Here is a 14,931-nt window from a genome sequence, read left to right on the forward strand (position 1 = left end):
TTAAACCCGAGAACCGGTAGACTGCCGTGGCGATCGCCAGCAGTCGCTCCTAGTGATGAATTCGTCAAAACCGCCTACAGGACCAACTCCGTGGACTTTCAGTAGGCAAGAAAAAGCCCCCGTTTCGCGGGGGCTTTCTCACCCCTTGCGCGTTAGCCGATGTTCACGCCCATCGATTTAGCCAGAGGCGCCAGGCCACCAGCAAAACCTTGGCCAATCGCCTTGAACTTGAACTCGTCGCCATTACGGTACAGCTCGCCGAAGATCATGGCGGTTTCAGTCGAAGCGTCTTCGCTCAGGTCGTAGCGCGCCAGTTCTTTGCCGTCAGCCTTGTTCACTACACGGATGTATGCATTGGCAACCTGGCCGAAGCTCTGCTTGCGCGCTTCAGCGTCGTGAATGGTCACTGCGAAAACCAGCTTCTTCACAGCGGCAGCCAGACCGTTCAACTTGACGGTGGCTTGCTCGTCATCACCTTCGCCTTCGCCGGACTGGTTGTCGCCCATGTGTTCAACAGAACCATCAACCGATTTCTTGTTGTTGTAGAAAATGAAGCTGGCGTCGTCGAGGACTTGGCCGCTTTCACCCAGGATGAAGATCGACGCGTCGAGGTCGAATTTCGAACCATCGGTAACTCGTGCGTCCCAACCCAGACCTACAGTGACTTCGGTCAGGCCTGGGGCCTCTTTAGACAAACTAACGTTCCCGCCTTTCTGCAGAGATACGGCCATTTTCGATTCCTTTAAGTAAGGTAGACCAGGCCTTTAGATCAAGGCCAGGTAAAAAAAGATAATTAGATTAACGGCTTAGACGTTAAAAATTCATGCCATAGTTATTGGCCAGAGCTTTCAGGCCGCCGGCATAACCCTGACCAACAGCCCGGAATTTCCACTCGCCGCCGTTGCGGTACAACTCAGCGAACACCATCGCAGTTTCAGTCGATGCGTCTTCTGCCAGGTCGTAACGAACGACTTCCGCATTGGTCGTATCGTTAACGATGCGAATGAAGGAGCCGCCGACCTGACCGAAGCTTTGCTTGCGTACTTCTGCATCGTGGATGGTAACGATGAAGACCACTTTGTCCACGTCGGCCGGGATGCGGCTCAGGTCTACCTTGATTACTTCGTCGTCGCCGTCGCCCGCACCAGTGCGGTTGTCGCCAGTGTGCTCAACCGAACCGTCAACGCTTTTCAGCTGGTTGTAGAAAATGAAGTCGGCTTCCCCGCGTACTTTGCCATTTGCGCCCAGCAGTAGCGCACTGGCGTCCAGGTCGAACTCAGCACCATCAGTAGCACGCGGGTCCCAGCCCAGGCCTACCAAAATTTTGGTCAGGCTCGGGTCGGTTTTGGTCAACGAAAGATTGCCACCTTTCTGTAGGGTCAACGCCATGGGTATTACTCCTTGTGGTATGGGCTATTACTCAGCGGTTTCAGTTTGAGCTTCTTCCTTGCCTGGAAAGACAAGGCTTGCAACTACACCAATCGCCAGTACAACCATAACGATTAGCAGGCTGGTGTTTGCATCGATTGTGTAGCCATGGTGAAACATGTGGTCGGTAGCGTTCAGGCCGAGTTTAATGGCGATGAAGAACAGCAGGGCGACTACAGATTTTTCAAGGTGAACCAGGTAGCGTTTCAGCGCTTCGAGCACGAAGTACATGGTACGCAGTCCCAGGATCGCAAACAGCATGGCAGAGTAGACGATCAGGGGCTCACGGCTAACGGCGATCACCGCTGGCACAGAGTCGAACGCGAACAACACGTCAGAAACTTCGGCCACTACAAGGCAGAGGAACAGCGGGGTCGCAAAAACTGTTCCTTTTGCTGCCAGGGTCATGCCTTTGTTCTCAGGCTTCTGGAGTTCCACCTCTAGCTGCTTACGGCTGACGAAGAAATTATGGCCGTGAAGTTTCGGCCACACAGGGAACAACTTCTGTGCGAAGCGGTAAGCCATGTGCTTGGAGTAGTCCTCTTCCTCTTCATCATCGCCGCCGGCGCGCAGCATCATAACTGCGGTCCACGCAACGATCACGGCGAACACGATTTCGACCCATGGACCGAAAGCCAGCAGACCGGTACCAATGGCAACGAAGATGCCGCGGAACACGATCGCGCCAATGATGCCCCAGTACAGCACGCGGTGACGCATGCCATCCGGCACTTTGAACCATGCGAAAATCGCCATGAACACAAACAGGTTGTCGACGCTGAGAACTTTTTCGAGGGCGTAGCCAGTTACAAACAGGCTGGCGACCTCCGGGCCGTGCTGTACGTATAAGAAGCCGGCGAACGCCAACGAGATAGCGATCCAGAAGATCGACCAAATCGAAGCCTTAGCCAGGGAAATTGGCTTGTCACCGCGGTGAGTGACCATGTCGAGGAGAAGCGCGCCGAGCGCGATCCCCACGAATACCGCCATGGTCAGCGGAGGGAAACCGATGTGAGTGTCCAAAGTACCGCTCCTTAAAGTTCAAAGTCAGCTGGGTTAAGGCCCAGCTCAAGGCAGACCAAGCGGCACGCCGCTTTTTCTTTGTCATCGAAATCGCCGTCAGACGCACCAATGGCGCAGCCGACTCGAACCAAGAGCCGGGCAGCGCCAGCATCGTTCTTGATCTTGCCGATCACCTTCAGTGCTTCGGCCTGGCCAATCTGAAAGTCGAACTCGAACTTTTCGCAGTGTGCGTTGAACGCCTTGATTACGTCGCCCATGTCGAACACATTCAACTCAGGCGAGTTTTGAATGAAACCGGTCATCTTCTGTTTTTCTTCAGAAGAGATACCACCTGACGCAGCCGAGATGAGCGCGCAATTCGCAGTCATCGCATCAAGAAATTTCTGGTTCTTGAACTTTGAAACTTCAGTAGACAGTGCTTCACGCGCTGCAACAGCGTTTTGTTTAAGCCATGCAAACATGTTGTGTTCCCCCAAGGGCCGGGTCGACAGACCCCGCCAGATTTTCTATTTGGAGCCTGCGCGCCAGTTCATGCCCCAGCCGTAAGCTTTGTCCATTACTGCGTGACCTCGATGGAAGTCCACACGCCGAGAGACCTTAACGGCGCCGTTCACATTTTCAAGCATCGCAATGGCACACATTGCGTCACGACCACCCTCTTCATTGAGACGCACCTCAATTTCAGGTTGGCCTGGGATGAGAATGGTCACAACACCATCGGTTTCTCTCCAGTTCGGAGCACCCTCGTAGATAAAGGCGAAGACCAAGATCCGGCGGATTTCACTCCACTTGGTCCCGTTGATGTGCATCCACTCACCACCAGCGACAGAGCCAGTACGGTCGTCACCCATCAACTGAATGAAAGGCTCACGTGTAAGACTACCGAACGATTTACCGAGGGCTTGAACAACTCCTTTCTCGCCGTCCTGCAGTTCGTACAGGCAACCAACGTCCAGGTCGACGGATTGGCTTCGCTTGAAGAACCCGCCCGAGCTGCCTTTGTTCCAGTTCAAGTTCACCTTGATTTCGCCGAAACCGGCTGCCGTCTTTTCAAGACTGATAGACGATCGTGTTTTATCGAGGGTGACCTTGTTCAGACTAATCGTAGATTTAGGGGGCGCGGCCGGAGCAGGCGGCGGCGTTTGTACCACTGGGGCAGGGGCCGGCGCTGGTGCGGCGACATCTACACCGAAGTGCTTGGCCAACGGCTCAAGTCCACCATTGAAGCCCTGGGCCACACAGCGGAATTTCCAGTCACCATTTCGGCGATAAAATTCGCCGAGGATGAGTGCTGTTTCCTTCATGCCGCCAGTAGGGATTTGAGCTTCGATTCCACCTGTCACCACAACCGAAAGTTGTGACACACGTTCAAAGCTTGCCTTGTTTTCGTAGATAGTGGCGGTAAGGGCCACTTTCTCAACTGAAGACTCAAGACGACTCGTATCGAGGGAAAACACTGCGCGCCCGGCCGAGGACTCGGTCAGTTGAACGGCGCCACCCAGAATTTGAGGCTGGCCATAGAAACACATGTCGCCATCGCCTCGGACTTTGGCCGAGGCGCCCAGTGCGAAGGCCGAGACGTCAATGTCGGCCCCCGGGATTGGCGAGTAATTGATATCAACGCGAAGCTGGCCGCTGGCAACAGCCGCATTACCACCAGGTACGAGATTCGCCATTAGCGCAGCGCCTGAACGGCCAGAGTGATCAGGTCGTCGGCAGTTCGGCCATTCGTGGTCGTACCGATTGCCTTGAATTCCCAGTCGCCATTCTCGCGGGTCAGGCTCGCCATGACGATTCCGGTGTGCCCACCTTTGTCCGATAGGTTGAAGCGTGCAAGCTCATTGTTGTTGCTGCCATTCACAATACGGCAGTAGGCCTTTTCGACTTTCTCAAAAGTCTGTCCCGTAAATGAGTTTACCGTAAAAATCAGATACTTGACGGAGGCAGGCAAGCGCTGCAGGTCGACATTAATGGTCTCGTCATCACCATCGCCTTCGCCGGTACGATTGTCACCGGAATGTTTGATCGAACCGTCCTGAGACTTCAGTTGGCGAAACCACACCAGGTCGATTTTTTGATAATCGCTGTTCAGCAAAATGCAGGAAGCGTCGAGGTCGATCTCGGCACCGCCACCAAACATCTTGCCGAGGAAACCGCCCGCCTTGACTGGGTCCCAACCCAAACCAAGGCTGATGCTGGTCAGCGAACTGCCGGCCGTTTTAGCCAGGGAGATGGATTGCTGTTTTTGCAGGGTAAGTGCCATGGTTACGCTCCTTGTTGGTCATCAGTGTTCGCGTGTCGATCAGGGTTGATCGTCACTTGCAGGTTGGCTTGCGCGACATTGCGCACACCCGAATTCCCGCTTCTATTTGCCCGCAGGCCTAGACGACGCCATGCGGGATGAAAGTGTCGCCAGTGTGCTTCTTGGGCCGCAGCCAACAACTCGAAATCGCCGCGGGTATCACCCCATGCTTTAACCCGGAACAGGTCCAGTGGCCCGTACACAGCCTCAAGCCTGAGTACTTTGTTCTCGCATCTGCAGTTGTTGCCAGTCATGCGCCCGGTCAACAGACCGTCTACTACCTCAAGCTCGGTGCCGATCAACCTGATGCCAAGTCGATCCGCAAACGGCTGGAGAACCAACGCTGGGGACGCGGAGCAGAGAGTAACTACTGCTCCCGCCTCTACTTCGGCGGCGACAGATTTTAAACCTGAAGGGCGCATGAGCTGTTCCCAAAATAACCCGCAGAGTTTCACGGCCTGCTCCTGCACCCATTTCGTTTCTACGCCTGTAAGAAACGTGCTGATCAGCTGTGCTTTCAACTCATCACGATTCAAACGCCGAGCCAGGTATCGAACGCTTGGCAGGGCAAGCCGCAAAATACGTCGATTGAATTCCCGGGTTCCAAAGGCAAACTTCAGGAATGGAACGAAGCTATCGTGCCGGGTCAGCGTGCCGTCGAAGTCAAAAACCGACAGCACATGACGCCTTTGCCCGCCAGCATCGTCATATTCCATTGTCATCCCGCGGCCTCTGCCAAACGGATAGGGGCCTCAATGGGTCCTACATCTGGTTGCCGAACCCCGTGCCACTTCGCTCGTTCAAGGATGTTGACCGCCCACTTGTAATGGGTCGCAGGTTCGCACATGGCATCGTTGTGCTTGAACACTGCCGGAGCAGCGTCACTGACAATCATCTTCGCGCAGTTGAGGTCTTCGAGGCTTACGCGCAACGTGTCTTGGATCATGCTGATCTGCGATGGATGAATCGCCGTCTTCCCTACCAAGCCATGGGCGATGTCGAGTTCAAGCTCCTCCATCAGCAAATGCGGTGTCGCGAGTTGCTCGAACACTGGTGCCGTCAGTGCGAAACCTTGGGACCCCATGACGCCTGCCAACATTGGGATCACGTAGCCCATTGGGGTGCTATAGAGCGTTGTTGCAGGATTCCGACGAAGTCCAAGACTTCCCATCAGGTCGTTCCCACCGATACGTAGGGCGATAATCCGCTGATTTAGGTTCGCCTTCAGCGCCTGGCCCAACTCGACCATTGCACCAGGGTTGAACACCTCTGTGGTTTCCAGCGTCGGCATAAGGTACAGCGCCGGGTTTGTAACGGCCTGTTCCCATTCCCCGAGGTTGCGCAGGGTCAATTTCGGCACAACGAACCCATCAACGTGGGCCATCAACGACCAATCATTCAGCACTGCAGCCATCACCGAGTCTCGGGGACGAACAAACAGCAGTGGACCATCGGACGGACGCCCACCGCGCTCGTTGATTGCGGTCAGCAGGCCATGCAGATTTCTCAAAGCCGTGTCGACGTCAATCTCCGCGACCGCATCCTCAAGGCACACGACCAAAGAACGCAGTTCTGGCAGTTTTGTGCGGAAAACCACATCCAGAAGATCCGGACGTGTGGCCGGCATGTAGAGCGTTGCCCCCAGGGCATAAGGAGAAAGGACTTTCATCAGCTCACACTCCGAATGATAGTTACCGCCCGGTAAGGGCCCAATGCAGCCCCCACCTCTTCCACAGCGACCCCAGCGCCCTCAGTCAGGTGCATGAGCAACTGAACATCACTGTCGCTACGGCTGCGGACCAAGACGTGATCCGGTACACGACGCAGTACCGCGCGGGTTGCTTCGGCAATACCAGGCTTAACTCGATTGTGATTGGTAATGCCTAACTGGGAGGCCAGCGATTTGACTACGTGCGAAGCTGCACCCTGCAGTTCAAAGCGCTGGGTATCGGTCCATGGAGAGGCTTGAGGAACCGTCCCCAGCGCCTTTCGCTTCTCCTCGATCTGCTCGATGAACTCGCGGGTGACATCGTGCGCACGCAGATGGTCATAAACCACACAACCATGCAGGCCCCCATCTGCGGGCCATATGGAGCGCGAAACCAGACCAGACACCGTCGCACCAAGGATGCCGGAGGGGATAACCCAGTCTTCAGCCGACGCGGACAACCACGCCCGGCCGCAGGGATCTGCCAGCACTACAAGCCGGGGTTCCTCAGGGAAGCGCGAGTCGCCATTGAGGCTGCGCTGAATCTCGCCAGAGATTGCGCCCTTCCCTGTCCAGCCATCGACGAAGACGACGTTCTCGGAACCATGTCCCTGAATGATGGCCTCGAGGGCAACTTTGTCGATCCCTCGATCTCGGACAATGCTGATTCCGTAGTGGTGCGCATCTCGACCCATATCTAGCAGGGCCCGTCGCAATAACACGCCGAGCGGCAAGCCAGCACGAACGAACGACACAAGCACAATAGACGGGCCCGTGCATGCCTCGCTCAGCGCCAGCGCCAGGGACTGAACGTCCATGGCCATGCGGGTACCGTTTTGTTCGAGTGCGCGCTCGTAGAGGGCTTTGTGCACGTCAGTCGGCGCACTCTCAAGGCTGATCATTTCGGAGTAGTGCTTCTGCTTCGACTGAATCAGACGCTCCTTCTCCAAGACATCAGTGGTCTCCATCTGAACGGCCTGCAGCAGGAACTGAACATCATCTGCTGCATAGCTGCCGCTCCCCACGGTAACCAGACCCGCAATGGCCTTAGTCATGGACCTTCCCTCCAACGAGCTTGGCCAATTGGCTACGCGCTGGGGTCGCCCACATATGGCACTCCTGCATGAAACCGAGGTCAGTGATGCTGTCCCCAAAGCCCAGCACCGGACGCTCACCATTGGCCTCACGATCACGGCGCAACAATTCTTGAACAGCCACTACCTTCGACAGGCCCAGCGGCAAGAACGCGAGGTTGTTGGAATTTCCGTGGATGTGCATGCCTTCCAATAAACCGCGGGCCTGTACTTCAGCGAGAACCGTCTGCAGGACTTCATCATTGGATTCGTTGTGCTTGGTCACTACGTAGTGGCGCAGGCCTTCTTCCTCGACAACCCATCCGCGCAAGGAAATGCCCAGTTCCTTGCCAATGGCGAGGGTTGCTTCACTGAGGCCTGGCAAGCGAGCCTGATAGTCAGCAAGAACATCGCTCATGCGTGCTTGCCATTCCTCGTCAAGCTTTCCATCAGCACCAAGGATCACGCCGCCATGGGAGCAGACGGCACCGTGCATAAAAGGCAGTTGCACACGACTAAATGCTTCAACGCTGCGCGCTGTAACTGGGACCACGTCAGTCGTAGACAGGAGCCACTGGGCGAGGGAGTGTTGGACCGTACTCATGTAGCCATTGGGCTGACCCTCGATATCGAGAGTCGCAGTAATCCGCTGAGAACCTTCTGGCATTTTGCGAGCAGTCTGGAACAGGGTGTCGTCGAGATCGACCAGGGCGAGGGGGCGATTATTGACCATCGACAATCACCTCCGCGCTCAGGGATTCAATCAGCGCGACGGACACAGCCTGCTCAGGTGTTTCCGAGCAAATAAGGACACGATCAAATTGCCCTGGTCTGACATTGTAGAGGAAGTTGGGGATACCGAGACCGTAGTTGTCCGCGAACGACAACGCGTGACCGATGGCATGGCCCAGTGCGATTGGTGAGCGACTAGTCGAACTGAAATGCACATCAGCACCAGCACGCTCCAAGCGCTCGGCGAGCAAAAACGGACGCCAGACGAATTCGCTGGTACCAACCACGAGTACGCGCTCACCCGCTTTGACTTTCAGATCGAGAGCCAAAGTGTCTTCTACACAGCGAATACCATGGCGCCCCCAATCGCTTTCCGCCGACAACGGCCACTCTCCGGGCTCGATGCTGCCCACGGCCGGCATTTCCGGCAGCGGCGCATCAGCGTCCTCGTGGAAGGTATACGACCCCTGCAACAGCGAAACCTGATGCGCAGAGTCACCGATGGTTTTGCGCACCGCATCGCCGGACCAATCCGTCAGTACGCACGTCACCACGCGCTCGACCCAAGTCAGGCCGGCATCGACCAGCGCACGGTGAAGATTGATGAAGGTTTTGCCCGTCGAGGCTTCGTCGTCGACCAGCACTAGCGAACGGGCCTTCAACATCATTTCCCGAACGTCGGCATCGATCGGCAAATGAATGAGGTGCGCACTGGCGTGGCTATGTTCTTCTTCAAAACGGGTGAACAGGTCATTGCCAGTAGGGTGGCGTGTGCTGACCATATAAACCGTGTCCGGCCGCGTCGCGCTGTATGCGCGATGCACACCAGCACCCAGGCCAACTGCTGTTTCAGCCATGCCGATAACGAGTACGGGCCCAGGCAGATCGTCAGGAATTTGTGCTGCGAGGCTATTGAAGCTTGAATTCATGATCGAAGGCCGCACAGGTATGTGGCGACCAAGTACTTTGGACACGAAAAGAAACGCACGCTTTGGATTACGGCGCTCGGCAAAACCGAACAAGGAGTCCGGGTCGATATGTGTGGCATCGACAGTGACATCGAGACGCCCGCGCATCAGTTGTGCGCTTAGAGCTTGTTTAACTGCGTTACATTCCATGAAACAAATTCCTAGGGTAGCGTGAGGTCGATAACCTAACGTCTCTTCCGCAGCTTTCAAGTCAAAATAGGGGCTAAAAATTCTTGGCTTCGACGCGCCACATAGATGCTTGGGCCGAACGTGCTAATTCAGCAGTTGTGAACGTCCTGCTGCTGGATGCTTGAACTGCATCAACGCGGCACGCATCCAGAAAGGAGAGGAGCAAAGACGCTTTAACGGCAAAGTTCATATTTTGAGCATCAGGCATTGTAGAAGTTACCAAACCGATAACAGCGCCTGTCGAATCAAATAAAGGAGATCCGCTAGAGCCAGGTTGAATAGCCGCAGTAAATTGTAGAAGGCTAGAATCGTTATGCAGGCCAAACAACGCCGACACGCCGCCCTGGGTCACGTGGACACCACCGCCGGCGAAACCCGACATAGGGAAACCCAGCGCGACTACAGATTCGCCCAAGTCGCAGCCGGAGCCGTCCTTAAAAGAGACAGATCTGAGGACAGGGGACTCCATCACTCTGAGGAGAGCGATGTCATTACGCTGATCAACGACGACCGGCTCTGCACGATAACGACCTTCAAAGGAGGAAATGAATATGTCACTCATGCCCTCGATTACATGAGCACAGGTGAGCACATGGTGCTGGGAAACAGCGAAACCAGTGCCGGTTGCGCCCGTACGTGCGCGGTCAGCCTCCGCAGAGCTACTGCGCCCTTTTGGATGAGCGTCATTAATATCGATCCCGATGCGGCGGCCTAGAGCGGCTAAACCATAAGCCGAACCCTCAGCCAGTGCGCGAAACTTCCATTGCTGATTGCGGATGTAGAATTCGCCGATAATGATCGCCGCTTCACCGTTATCGCGAAGGTCCAACCTATATTCAATCTGTTCGTCAACAAGTAGGTGCAACGAACGAAGATCGCTTACCGGTCCTGCTGCAGAAAAAGAGTATGCGATGAGAAGTAGCCGATCGCTACCGGACGGGAGGGCTGACAAGTTCAATTTACAACCAACCTTTGCTTGGTCGCCGCTCCACTCCATCCAAGACTGTGACGTCTGAAATAGGGCAGCCTCACCAGTGGGTTGGCGTTTGTCATTTACCGGCAGTATGGCAATCGCAGCGTACTCCCCGAAAGCCGAGGAGTTCCCGCATTCCAGAGTCCATTCACTCCGTGCACTTGATACCGCAGTGTTTGCGCCTGGCGCGAGCACCATCATTCCTTGATTACTCCTTAAGTGCTAAAATCACCGCGCTGCAATGGTACCAAACTTCAGGTTTCTCAATGCCTCAGGATGTCATTTTGGCACTACAGCTGCAACGGTGACCCCTTTCACACGTACGTCTGGCCGCCAAACGGTAGCTGGCTCAGGGAGATTCAGGCGGCGCGTAGCAAATATACCCGCCAAATTGACGCCAGCCTCCCGGGTATAACCAACGCCACCAGAGTAGCGCGGGTTAATTTCCAACAAGTGGGGTATACACTGCGCATCATCCTTTGTCTGAACATTCACAATGCCGTCACACTGGAAATGCTCGGCCGCTTTGAGTGCAAGCTCAACCGCTGCACCAGCGTTTTCAAAAATCTGATGGACGCCGGTCTTCCTCCGGGCCACGAACGCGATCGCTCGGCCAGCTTCGCAGACCATATCGACCGAACACTCGCTCCCGGGCATGTAAGGCATTACAAGCATCGCTGGCGGCGATGCGATTTCGCTGTAAGCACGCATGTATGTTGCGAAATTCGCAACCCGTGCATCGGGATCAGCGAAGCAGCGAAAGGAATCAGTTCCCTCTTTGAAACGCCAAAAGCCTTGACCATAGATGCCGATTGAAGGTTTTACGCACACCTCACCCGATGCCAAAAGAGTTTGGTAAGCAGCAAACATTTCCTCAGTATTCGTAGCAGTAATCGCCGGCACGCAAGCCAAGCCAGCACGCTCTGCCTCAGCAGTAAACCTGCTCTTGTCATCAACGAGGTCGAAGGTACGCATCGATGTCCCACCGGTTACCAGCACCAGGCCAGCTTCCTCGAATCGAGCCCGAGCCTGCTCAAATACCCCCCCCAATCGACCTGCCAGGATTACTTTAATGCCATAGGTTCGCGCAGTTGAAATCACCCACGAGATCCGATCTTCAGAACCACGAGGCTCAATGAAACTCATATCTGCACCGGCCGTGATTTCAGGGCGATCGTCGCGATGCGAGGCGAAAATTTTCACTTCAGGTGGCAGCGCATCACGCGCACCTTGAATAATGTCGCGCTGGCTAGACTGCCCTTCGAGAAACCAAATCATGTTTTAACCTCACTTGTAGATGTGCACTGACAGTCAAACCCGATGAAGGGGACAGACAGCATCCGATAAGTTCAACCGGAACATAACGAGTCCGGCCGTAGCGTCAAGGCAATGCAGCGCGTTGTTCCAGGATAGCGTCATCACGAGACAAGCTCCCATCCACAATCGGTTTTCAGGTTTTAAACTGGACCACTTGCATGTGGTTCCTGCGCTCGTAAAATAATTCGGGACGGTGGTGGTGAGGCAAAACTAGGCGGGATTAGCCGGAGAAAAACAAACAGCATCGTCATTTTCGAGTCGAGTCCAGTTAAGAATGCGCACCGATCGCGACATTTTTCTAACAATTTTGCAGCGACATCAAGTAAATCGTCCACAGACATTCTATTTCAGCGTATGAAGCTGCAGGGCAACTGAAGCTCTCGCTCCGGTTTTCTCATATGTCCTGGTAAACGAGTGTCAGGACACGAAGCAATTCAGTATGGCCTTCTTACCACTATTTTGCGTGCCGGAGCGGGGCGAACGAAGACCTTCATCGTCGGCGATCCAAACCAAACTATCTGCGGCTCCCTCGGTAGCTACGCAGTTCCGGTGGCTGATTTTCGTGCCGAGGTTGGAATCCCGATAAGAGAAATGGCGCTTACCCGGAATTACCGTTCGAGCAAGAGGATCATTTCCTACTTCTCGAATTTCAACGTTTATCCGACATCAATTGAGAGCGCGGGATCGAATGCGTCGTTTTCCAAGCAAGGTTTCGTACAACCAGCACGTAACACTCCCCAATTTGCATGACGAGCTAGTACGACTGATCCAAGCAAGCCTTGCTGCCGGGGTCAGTTTTCGGTCAGCGGCAACACGTAAAGGGGAAACGGTGTCCTGTCTTTCATGGGGCTCGTTCACATACTGGATCGTTGCACCGTCGGTTAGACGCGACGTGAACCAAGTTATTGCCGACATAGTAAAAATACAACGTGTCCGCAAGGTGGCAGTCGGCGATCCCCACCAGCAGATCTATCGCTTCCGCGGCGCAGAAGATGCGCTCAACAGCGACCGGATGGCCGACGCTGAACGTCACTACCTGACCCAAAGCTTTCGCTTCGGCCCTGCCGTCGCGCATGTGGCCAACATCATTCTTTTTTACAAGGGTGAGACACGAAAGCTGCAGGGGTTAGGTTGCAACACCCTGGTTAAACGGGCTCTGCCTGAAGAGCTACCGCATCGCACGTTTATCCATCGTACCGTGATCGGCGTCATCGAGAACGCCCTGCAGCTGGTCGCAAGAAACCCCAAGATTTTCTGGGTCGGCGGTATCGACAGCTACTCGTTACGCGACCTAGAAGATTTATACCTATTCAGCCGCAACCGTAACCAGGACGTGCAGAACCGCAGACTGTTGCGAGATTACCGGGACTTTTCACAGTACGTGGAAATAGCCGAGGTAAGCCAGGATACGGAGATGTTGCGATCGATCAAGATTATTACAGCCTATCCGGACCTGCCCCAGCGGATCCAAACCTTACGTTCCCGCTCGGTAGATAACGAGCTAGACGCCACCGTGACACTCACGACTGGGCACAAAGCCAAGGGGCTGGAGTGGGACTTTGTCAGCCTGTATGACGACTTTAGCGCTGATCCGCTTTCACCCGATATCGATCAAGGTCGTAAAGATGACGAGTTGAATTTGCTGTACGTGGCGGTGACGCGAGGGATGAAGATTCTAGCGTTGAACTCGATGGTGCTTTCTATCATGCAGCGCTATGTCGATGCTCGGACCTCTGCTCTCCAACCTCAGAAATCACGCGCTTAGCAGCAAACTATTTCAGATTGCTGGCACGCGCTCATTATTGAAACCCTGGTAGCTCTGCACATTGAGGACGTCGCCATGGGCCGTCAGAAATTTGAATACTACACTGAATTCTCTCCCTTTCAGTACGTTGTCAAAACCAAAAAGCTCTTCATGTTCAAGTCCGAAGAGCCCACCACTGAACCCGACACCCAGGGTTTTCTGGAAGATTCTGAACGTCAAAACCGCCTTGCTCAATTAGGCAGCGAAGGCTGGGAGCTGGTCAGCGTCCAGCCCGTGGTCAAAGGAGAAGTCAAGGTTGGCAATCAAAACGCCCAAGGCTGGGCTTACGGATTCGCCTTGCCCACCGGCTATCTGCTGTTCTTCAAACGCCCTATCCACTGTGATTGATGGTGTCGGTACCTTCAGAAGAAATCCTTACAGTCCTGAATATGGTTTTCTTGCGGCGACCATAGCTTGATCACGGCAAGCTGACGGCATCAGGAATGACTAGAGCCCAGCCGTGATCCAGTACCCGCGTCTCACTGCACTCACTTGCCGACTTGCCTTGCCAGGCCTCATCGCACTTTTTGGATGCGGCCTGCCTGTCTCTCATGCGACCGCTGCTTCAGCCTCCGAACAGGCCAACCTGGACGTGATGATCCGCCAGTTAAATGCCCTTGAGGACACCGCACGTCGTAGCGCTCAAGTGGCCGACGAACCTGGCAAGCGTTACTTCTTCGATTACCAGCGTCTAGCAGGTGATATCGCTCGAATTCGTCATGGGTTGGAGGGCTATTTAACCCCAACCCGAGCCCAGCCTCGTGATCCTGTTGAGCTGTCAGGCCAATACACGACCGAAGGACCCAAGCCATGAGCATGAGCGGCGCTCAGGCTGCTGCGTTTCAAGCGGCGGGAGGATTCCCTGCCTCGACGAGCTACCTGTTTTTTGTCGGCGTCGCTGTAGCCATCATCTTTATGTGGGGCGCCTGGGCTATCTGGAGCTGCTACCGAGGATGGGCCACTGGCAACCTTGATCGAACGATTGCCTCGACCTCGGTCGTCCGCATCCTACTGCTTTGCATGATCCTCACCACATTTGTTCTTAGTTGACCCTATGGGAGATACACCATGACTTCATTCTTAAAACCGGGCCGCATGCTGATCGGGTTGCTTGCTCTCCCCCAACTGGCCATGGCGGCTCTTCCGCAGTCTCAGCCTCCTACCCGGGGGGAAGGCTCTAACCTGATGCAAACCATGCAGAACTACGCCTTTGACGGTTTTACTTTGCTTGGCCTCATCATCTGCGCCGTCATTTTCAGTGGCGTTGCTTGGCATGCCTTCGGCACCTACCACGAAATTCAACTTGGCAAGAAAAAATGGGGAGATCTGGGGGCGACAGCCGCCGTTGGCGTCGCCATCCTCGGTGTCGCCATTTTTCTGGTCACCAAGGCTTCAAATATTCTTTAAAAGAGCC

Annotated in this window: 17 protein-coding genes and 1 pseudogene; 5 read left to right on the top strand and 13 right to left on the bottom strand. The window is 54.8% G+C overall.

Annotated features, from left to right (window positions below):
• Window positions 1–152: 152 nt before the first annotated feature.
• The 13 genes from JFT66_RS25510 to JFT66_RS25570 all read right to left on the bottom strand — a co-directional run bounded on the left by JFT66_RS25510 (window position 153) and on the right by JFT66_RS25570 (window position 11,674).
• Entirely contained in the window at window positions 153–731 is a 579-nt protein-coding gene (locus JFT66_RS25510) for a TerD family protein (protein ID WP_046071046.1), read from the bottom strand.
• Window positions 732–813: 82 nt separating this feature from the next.
• Window positions 814–1,389 carry a TerD family protein gene (locus JFT66_RS25515; protein WP_046071045.1) on the bottom strand — a complete coding sequence of 192 codons (576 nt, stop codon included), beginning with the start codon at window positions 1,387–1,389 and terminating at the stop codon, window positions 814–816.
• Between the two features lie 27 nt (window positions 1,390–1,416).
• Complete coding sequence (locus tag JFT66_RS25520; protein ID WP_057710783.1) at window positions 1,417–2,418, bottom strand: TerC/Alx family metal homeostasis membrane protein; 1,002 nt, start codon at window positions 2,416–2,418, stop codon at window positions 1,417–1,419.
• Between the two features lie 44 nt (window positions 2,419–2,462).
• Window positions 2,463–2,912 carry a tellurite resistance TerB family protein gene (locus JFT66_RS25525; RefSeq protein ID WP_057710739.1) on the bottom strand — a complete coding sequence of 150 codons (450 nt, stop codon included), beginning with the start codon at window positions 2,910–2,912 and terminating at the stop codon, window positions 2,463–2,465.
• Window positions 2,913–2,957: 45 nt separating this feature from the next.
• Window positions 2,958–4,127 (bottom strand): TerD family protein, encoded by a 1,170-nt coding sequence (locus JFT66_RS25530; protein WP_057710738.1) that lies wholly within the window; start codon window positions 4,125–4,127, stop codon window positions 2,958–2,960.
• On the bottom strand, window positions 4,127–4,714 hold the full coding sequence (locus tag JFT66_RS25535; RefSeq protein WP_057710737.1) for a TerD family protein: 588 nt from the start codon (window positions 4,712–4,714) through the stop codon (window positions 4,127–4,129). The genes JFT66_RS25530 and JFT66_RS25535 overlap by 1 nt, the downstream gene beginning before the upstream one ends.
• 2 nt (window positions 4,715–4,716) lie before the next feature.
• On the bottom strand, window positions 4,717–5,475 hold the full coding sequence (locus JFT66_RS25540; RefSeq protein WP_057710736.1) for an HAD family hydrolase: 759 nt from the start codon (window positions 5,473–5,475) through the stop codon (window positions 4,717–4,719).
• Window positions 5,472–6,422: an HpcH/HpaI aldolase/citrate lyase family protein gene (locus tag JFT66_RS25545; protein WP_057710735.1), complete on the bottom strand. Its 951-nt coding sequence runs from the start codon at window positions 6,420–6,422 to the stop codon at window positions 5,472–5,474. The genes JFT66_RS25540 and JFT66_RS25545 overlap by 4 nt, the downstream gene beginning before the upstream one ends.
• On the bottom strand, window positions 6,422–7,516 hold the full coding sequence (locus tag JFT66_RS25550; protein ID WP_057710734.1) for a cysteine protease StiP domain-containing protein: 1,095 nt from the start codon (window positions 7,514–7,516) through the stop codon (window positions 6,422–6,424). Before JFT66_RS25550 ends, JFT66_RS25545 begins: the two co-directional genes overlap by 1 nt.
• Entirely contained in the window at window positions 7,509–8,267 is a 759-nt protein-coding gene (locus JFT66_RS25555; protein ID WP_057710733.1) for a hypothetical protein, read from the bottom strand. The genes JFT66_RS25550 and JFT66_RS25555 overlap by 8 nt, the downstream gene beginning before the upstream one ends.
• Entirely contained in the window at window positions 8,257–9,384 is a 1,128-nt protein-coding gene (locus tag JFT66_RS25560) for a phosphoribosyltransferase domain-containing protein (RefSeq protein ID WP_057710732.1), read from the bottom strand. Before JFT66_RS25560 ends, JFT66_RS25555 begins: the two co-directional genes overlap by 11 nt.
• 73 nt (window positions 9,385–9,457) lie before the next feature.
• Window positions 9,458–10,597 carry a trypsin-like peptidase domain-containing protein gene (locus JFT66_RS25565; RefSeq protein WP_057710731.1) on the bottom strand — a complete coding sequence of 380 codons (1,140 nt, stop codon included), beginning with the start codon at window positions 10,595–10,597 and terminating at the stop codon, window positions 9,458–9,460.
• 78 nt (window positions 10,598–10,675) lie between these two features.
• Window positions 10,676–11,674, bottom strand: coding sequence for an ATP-grasp domain-containing protein (locus tag JFT66_RS25570; RefSeq protein WP_057710730.1), 999 nt, complete (start codon window positions 11,672–11,674; stop codon window positions 10,676–10,678).
• Between the two features lie 925 nt (window positions 11,675–12,599).
• Here JFT66_RS25570 and JFT66_RS25575 point away from each other — a divergent pair.
• The 5 genes and pseudogenes from JFT66_RS25575 to JFT66_RS25595 all read left to right on the top strand — a co-directional run.
• A pseudogene (locus JFT66_RS25575) lies at window positions 12,600–13,478 on the top strand (3'-5' exonuclease); the annotation flags it as partial.
• A gap of 75 nt (window positions 13,479–13,553) precedes the next feature.
• The gene (locus tag JFT66_RS25580; RefSeq protein WP_057710729.1) at window positions 13,554–13,865 is read left to right on the top strand and encodes a hypothetical protein; all 312 of its coding nucleotides are present in this window, start codon (window positions 13,554–13,556) and stop codon (window positions 13,863–13,865) included.
• 157 nt (window positions 13,866–14,022) lie between these two features.
• On the top strand, window positions 14,023–14,331 hold the full coding sequence (locus JFT66_RS25585) for an integrative conjugative element protein, RAQPRD family (protein WP_153839004.1): 309 nt from the start codon (window positions 14,023–14,025) through the stop codon (window positions 14,329–14,331).
• A complete protein-coding gene (locus tag JFT66_RS25590; protein WP_032877922.1) occupies window positions 14,328–14,567 on the top strand; it encodes a TIGR03758 family integrating conjugative element protein in 240 nt (79 codons plus the stop codon). The genes JFT66_RS25585 and JFT66_RS25590 overlap by 4 nt, the downstream gene beginning before the upstream one ends.
• Before the next feature lie 18 nt (window positions 14,568–14,585).
• Window positions 14,586–14,924 (top strand): TIGR03745 family integrating conjugative element membrane protein, encoded by a 339-nt coding sequence (locus JFT66_RS25595; RefSeq protein WP_008437401.1) that lies wholly within the window; start codon window positions 14,586–14,588, stop codon window positions 14,922–14,924.
• The last annotated feature ends 7 nt before the right edge of the window (window positions 14,925–14,931 follow it).

The organism is Pseudomonas sp. MF6755, assembly GCF_016405635.1.
GTDB lineage: Bacteria > Pseudomonadota > Gammaproteobacteria > Pseudomonadales > Pseudomonadaceae > Aquipseudomonas > Aquipseudomonas haemolytica.

Coding starts and splice junctions, on each gene's coding strand:
- JFT66_RS25540 (WP_057710736.1), bottom strand. CDS start 5,475: ATGACAATGGAATATGACGATGCTGGCGGGCAAAGGCGTCATGTGCTG.
- JFT66_RS25560 (WP_057710732.1), bottom strand. CDS start 9,384: ATGGAATGTAACGCAGTTAAACAAGCTCTAAGCGCACAACTGATGCGC.
- JFT66_RS25555 (WP_057710733.1), bottom strand. CDS start 8,267: ATGGTCAATAATCGCCCCCTCGCCCTGGTCGATCTCGACGACACCCTG.
- JFT66_RS25570 (WP_057710730.1), bottom strand. CDS start 11,674: ATGATTTGGTTTCTCGAAGGGCAGTCTAGCCAGCGCGACATTATTCAA.
- JFT66_RS25595 (WP_008437401.1), top strand. CDS start 14,586: ATGACTTCATTCTTAAAACCGGGCCGCATGCTGATCGGGTTGCTTGCT.
- JFT66_RS25510 (WP_046071046.1), bottom strand. CDS start 731: ATGGCCGTATCTCTGCAGAAAGGCGGGAACGTTAGTTTGTCTAAAGAG.
- JFT66_RS25515 (WP_046071045.1), bottom strand. CDS start 1,389: ATGGCGTTGACCCTACAGAAAGGTGGCAATCTTTCGTTGACCAAAACC.
- JFT66_RS25530 (WP_057710738.1), bottom strand. CDS start 4,127: ATGGCGAATCTCGTACCTGGTGGTAATGCGGCTGTTGCCAGCGGCCAG.
- JFT66_RS25580 (WP_057710729.1), top strand. CDS start 13,554: ATGGGCCGTCAGAAATTTGAATACTACACTGAATTCTCTCCCTTTCAG.
- JFT66_RS25545 (WP_057710735.1), bottom strand. CDS start 6,422: ATGAAAGTCCTTTCTCCTTATGCCCTGGGGGCAACGCTCTACATGCCG.
- JFT66_RS25525 (WP_057710739.1), bottom strand. CDS start 2,912: ATGTTTGCATGGCTTAAACAAAACGCTGTTGCAGCGCGTGAAGCACTG.
- JFT66_RS25565 (WP_057710731.1), bottom strand. CDS start 10,597: ATGATGGTGCTCGCGCCAGGCGCAAACACTGCGGTATCAAGTGCACGG.
- JFT66_RS25520 (WP_057710783.1), bottom strand. CDS start 2,418: ATGGCGGTATTCGTGGGGATCGCGCTCGGCGCGCTTCTCCTCGACATG.
- JFT66_RS25535 (WP_057710737.1), bottom strand. CDS start 4,714: ATGGCACTTACCCTGCAAAAACAGCAATCCATCTCCCTGGCTAAAACG.
- JFT66_RS25550 (WP_057710734.1), bottom strand. CDS start 7,516: ATGACTAAGGCCATTGCGGGTCTGGTTACCGTGGGGAGCGGCAGCTAT.
- JFT66_RS25590 (WP_032877922.1), top strand. CDS start 14,328: ATGAGCATGAGCGGCGCTCAGGCTGCTGCGTTTCAAGCGGCGGGAGGA.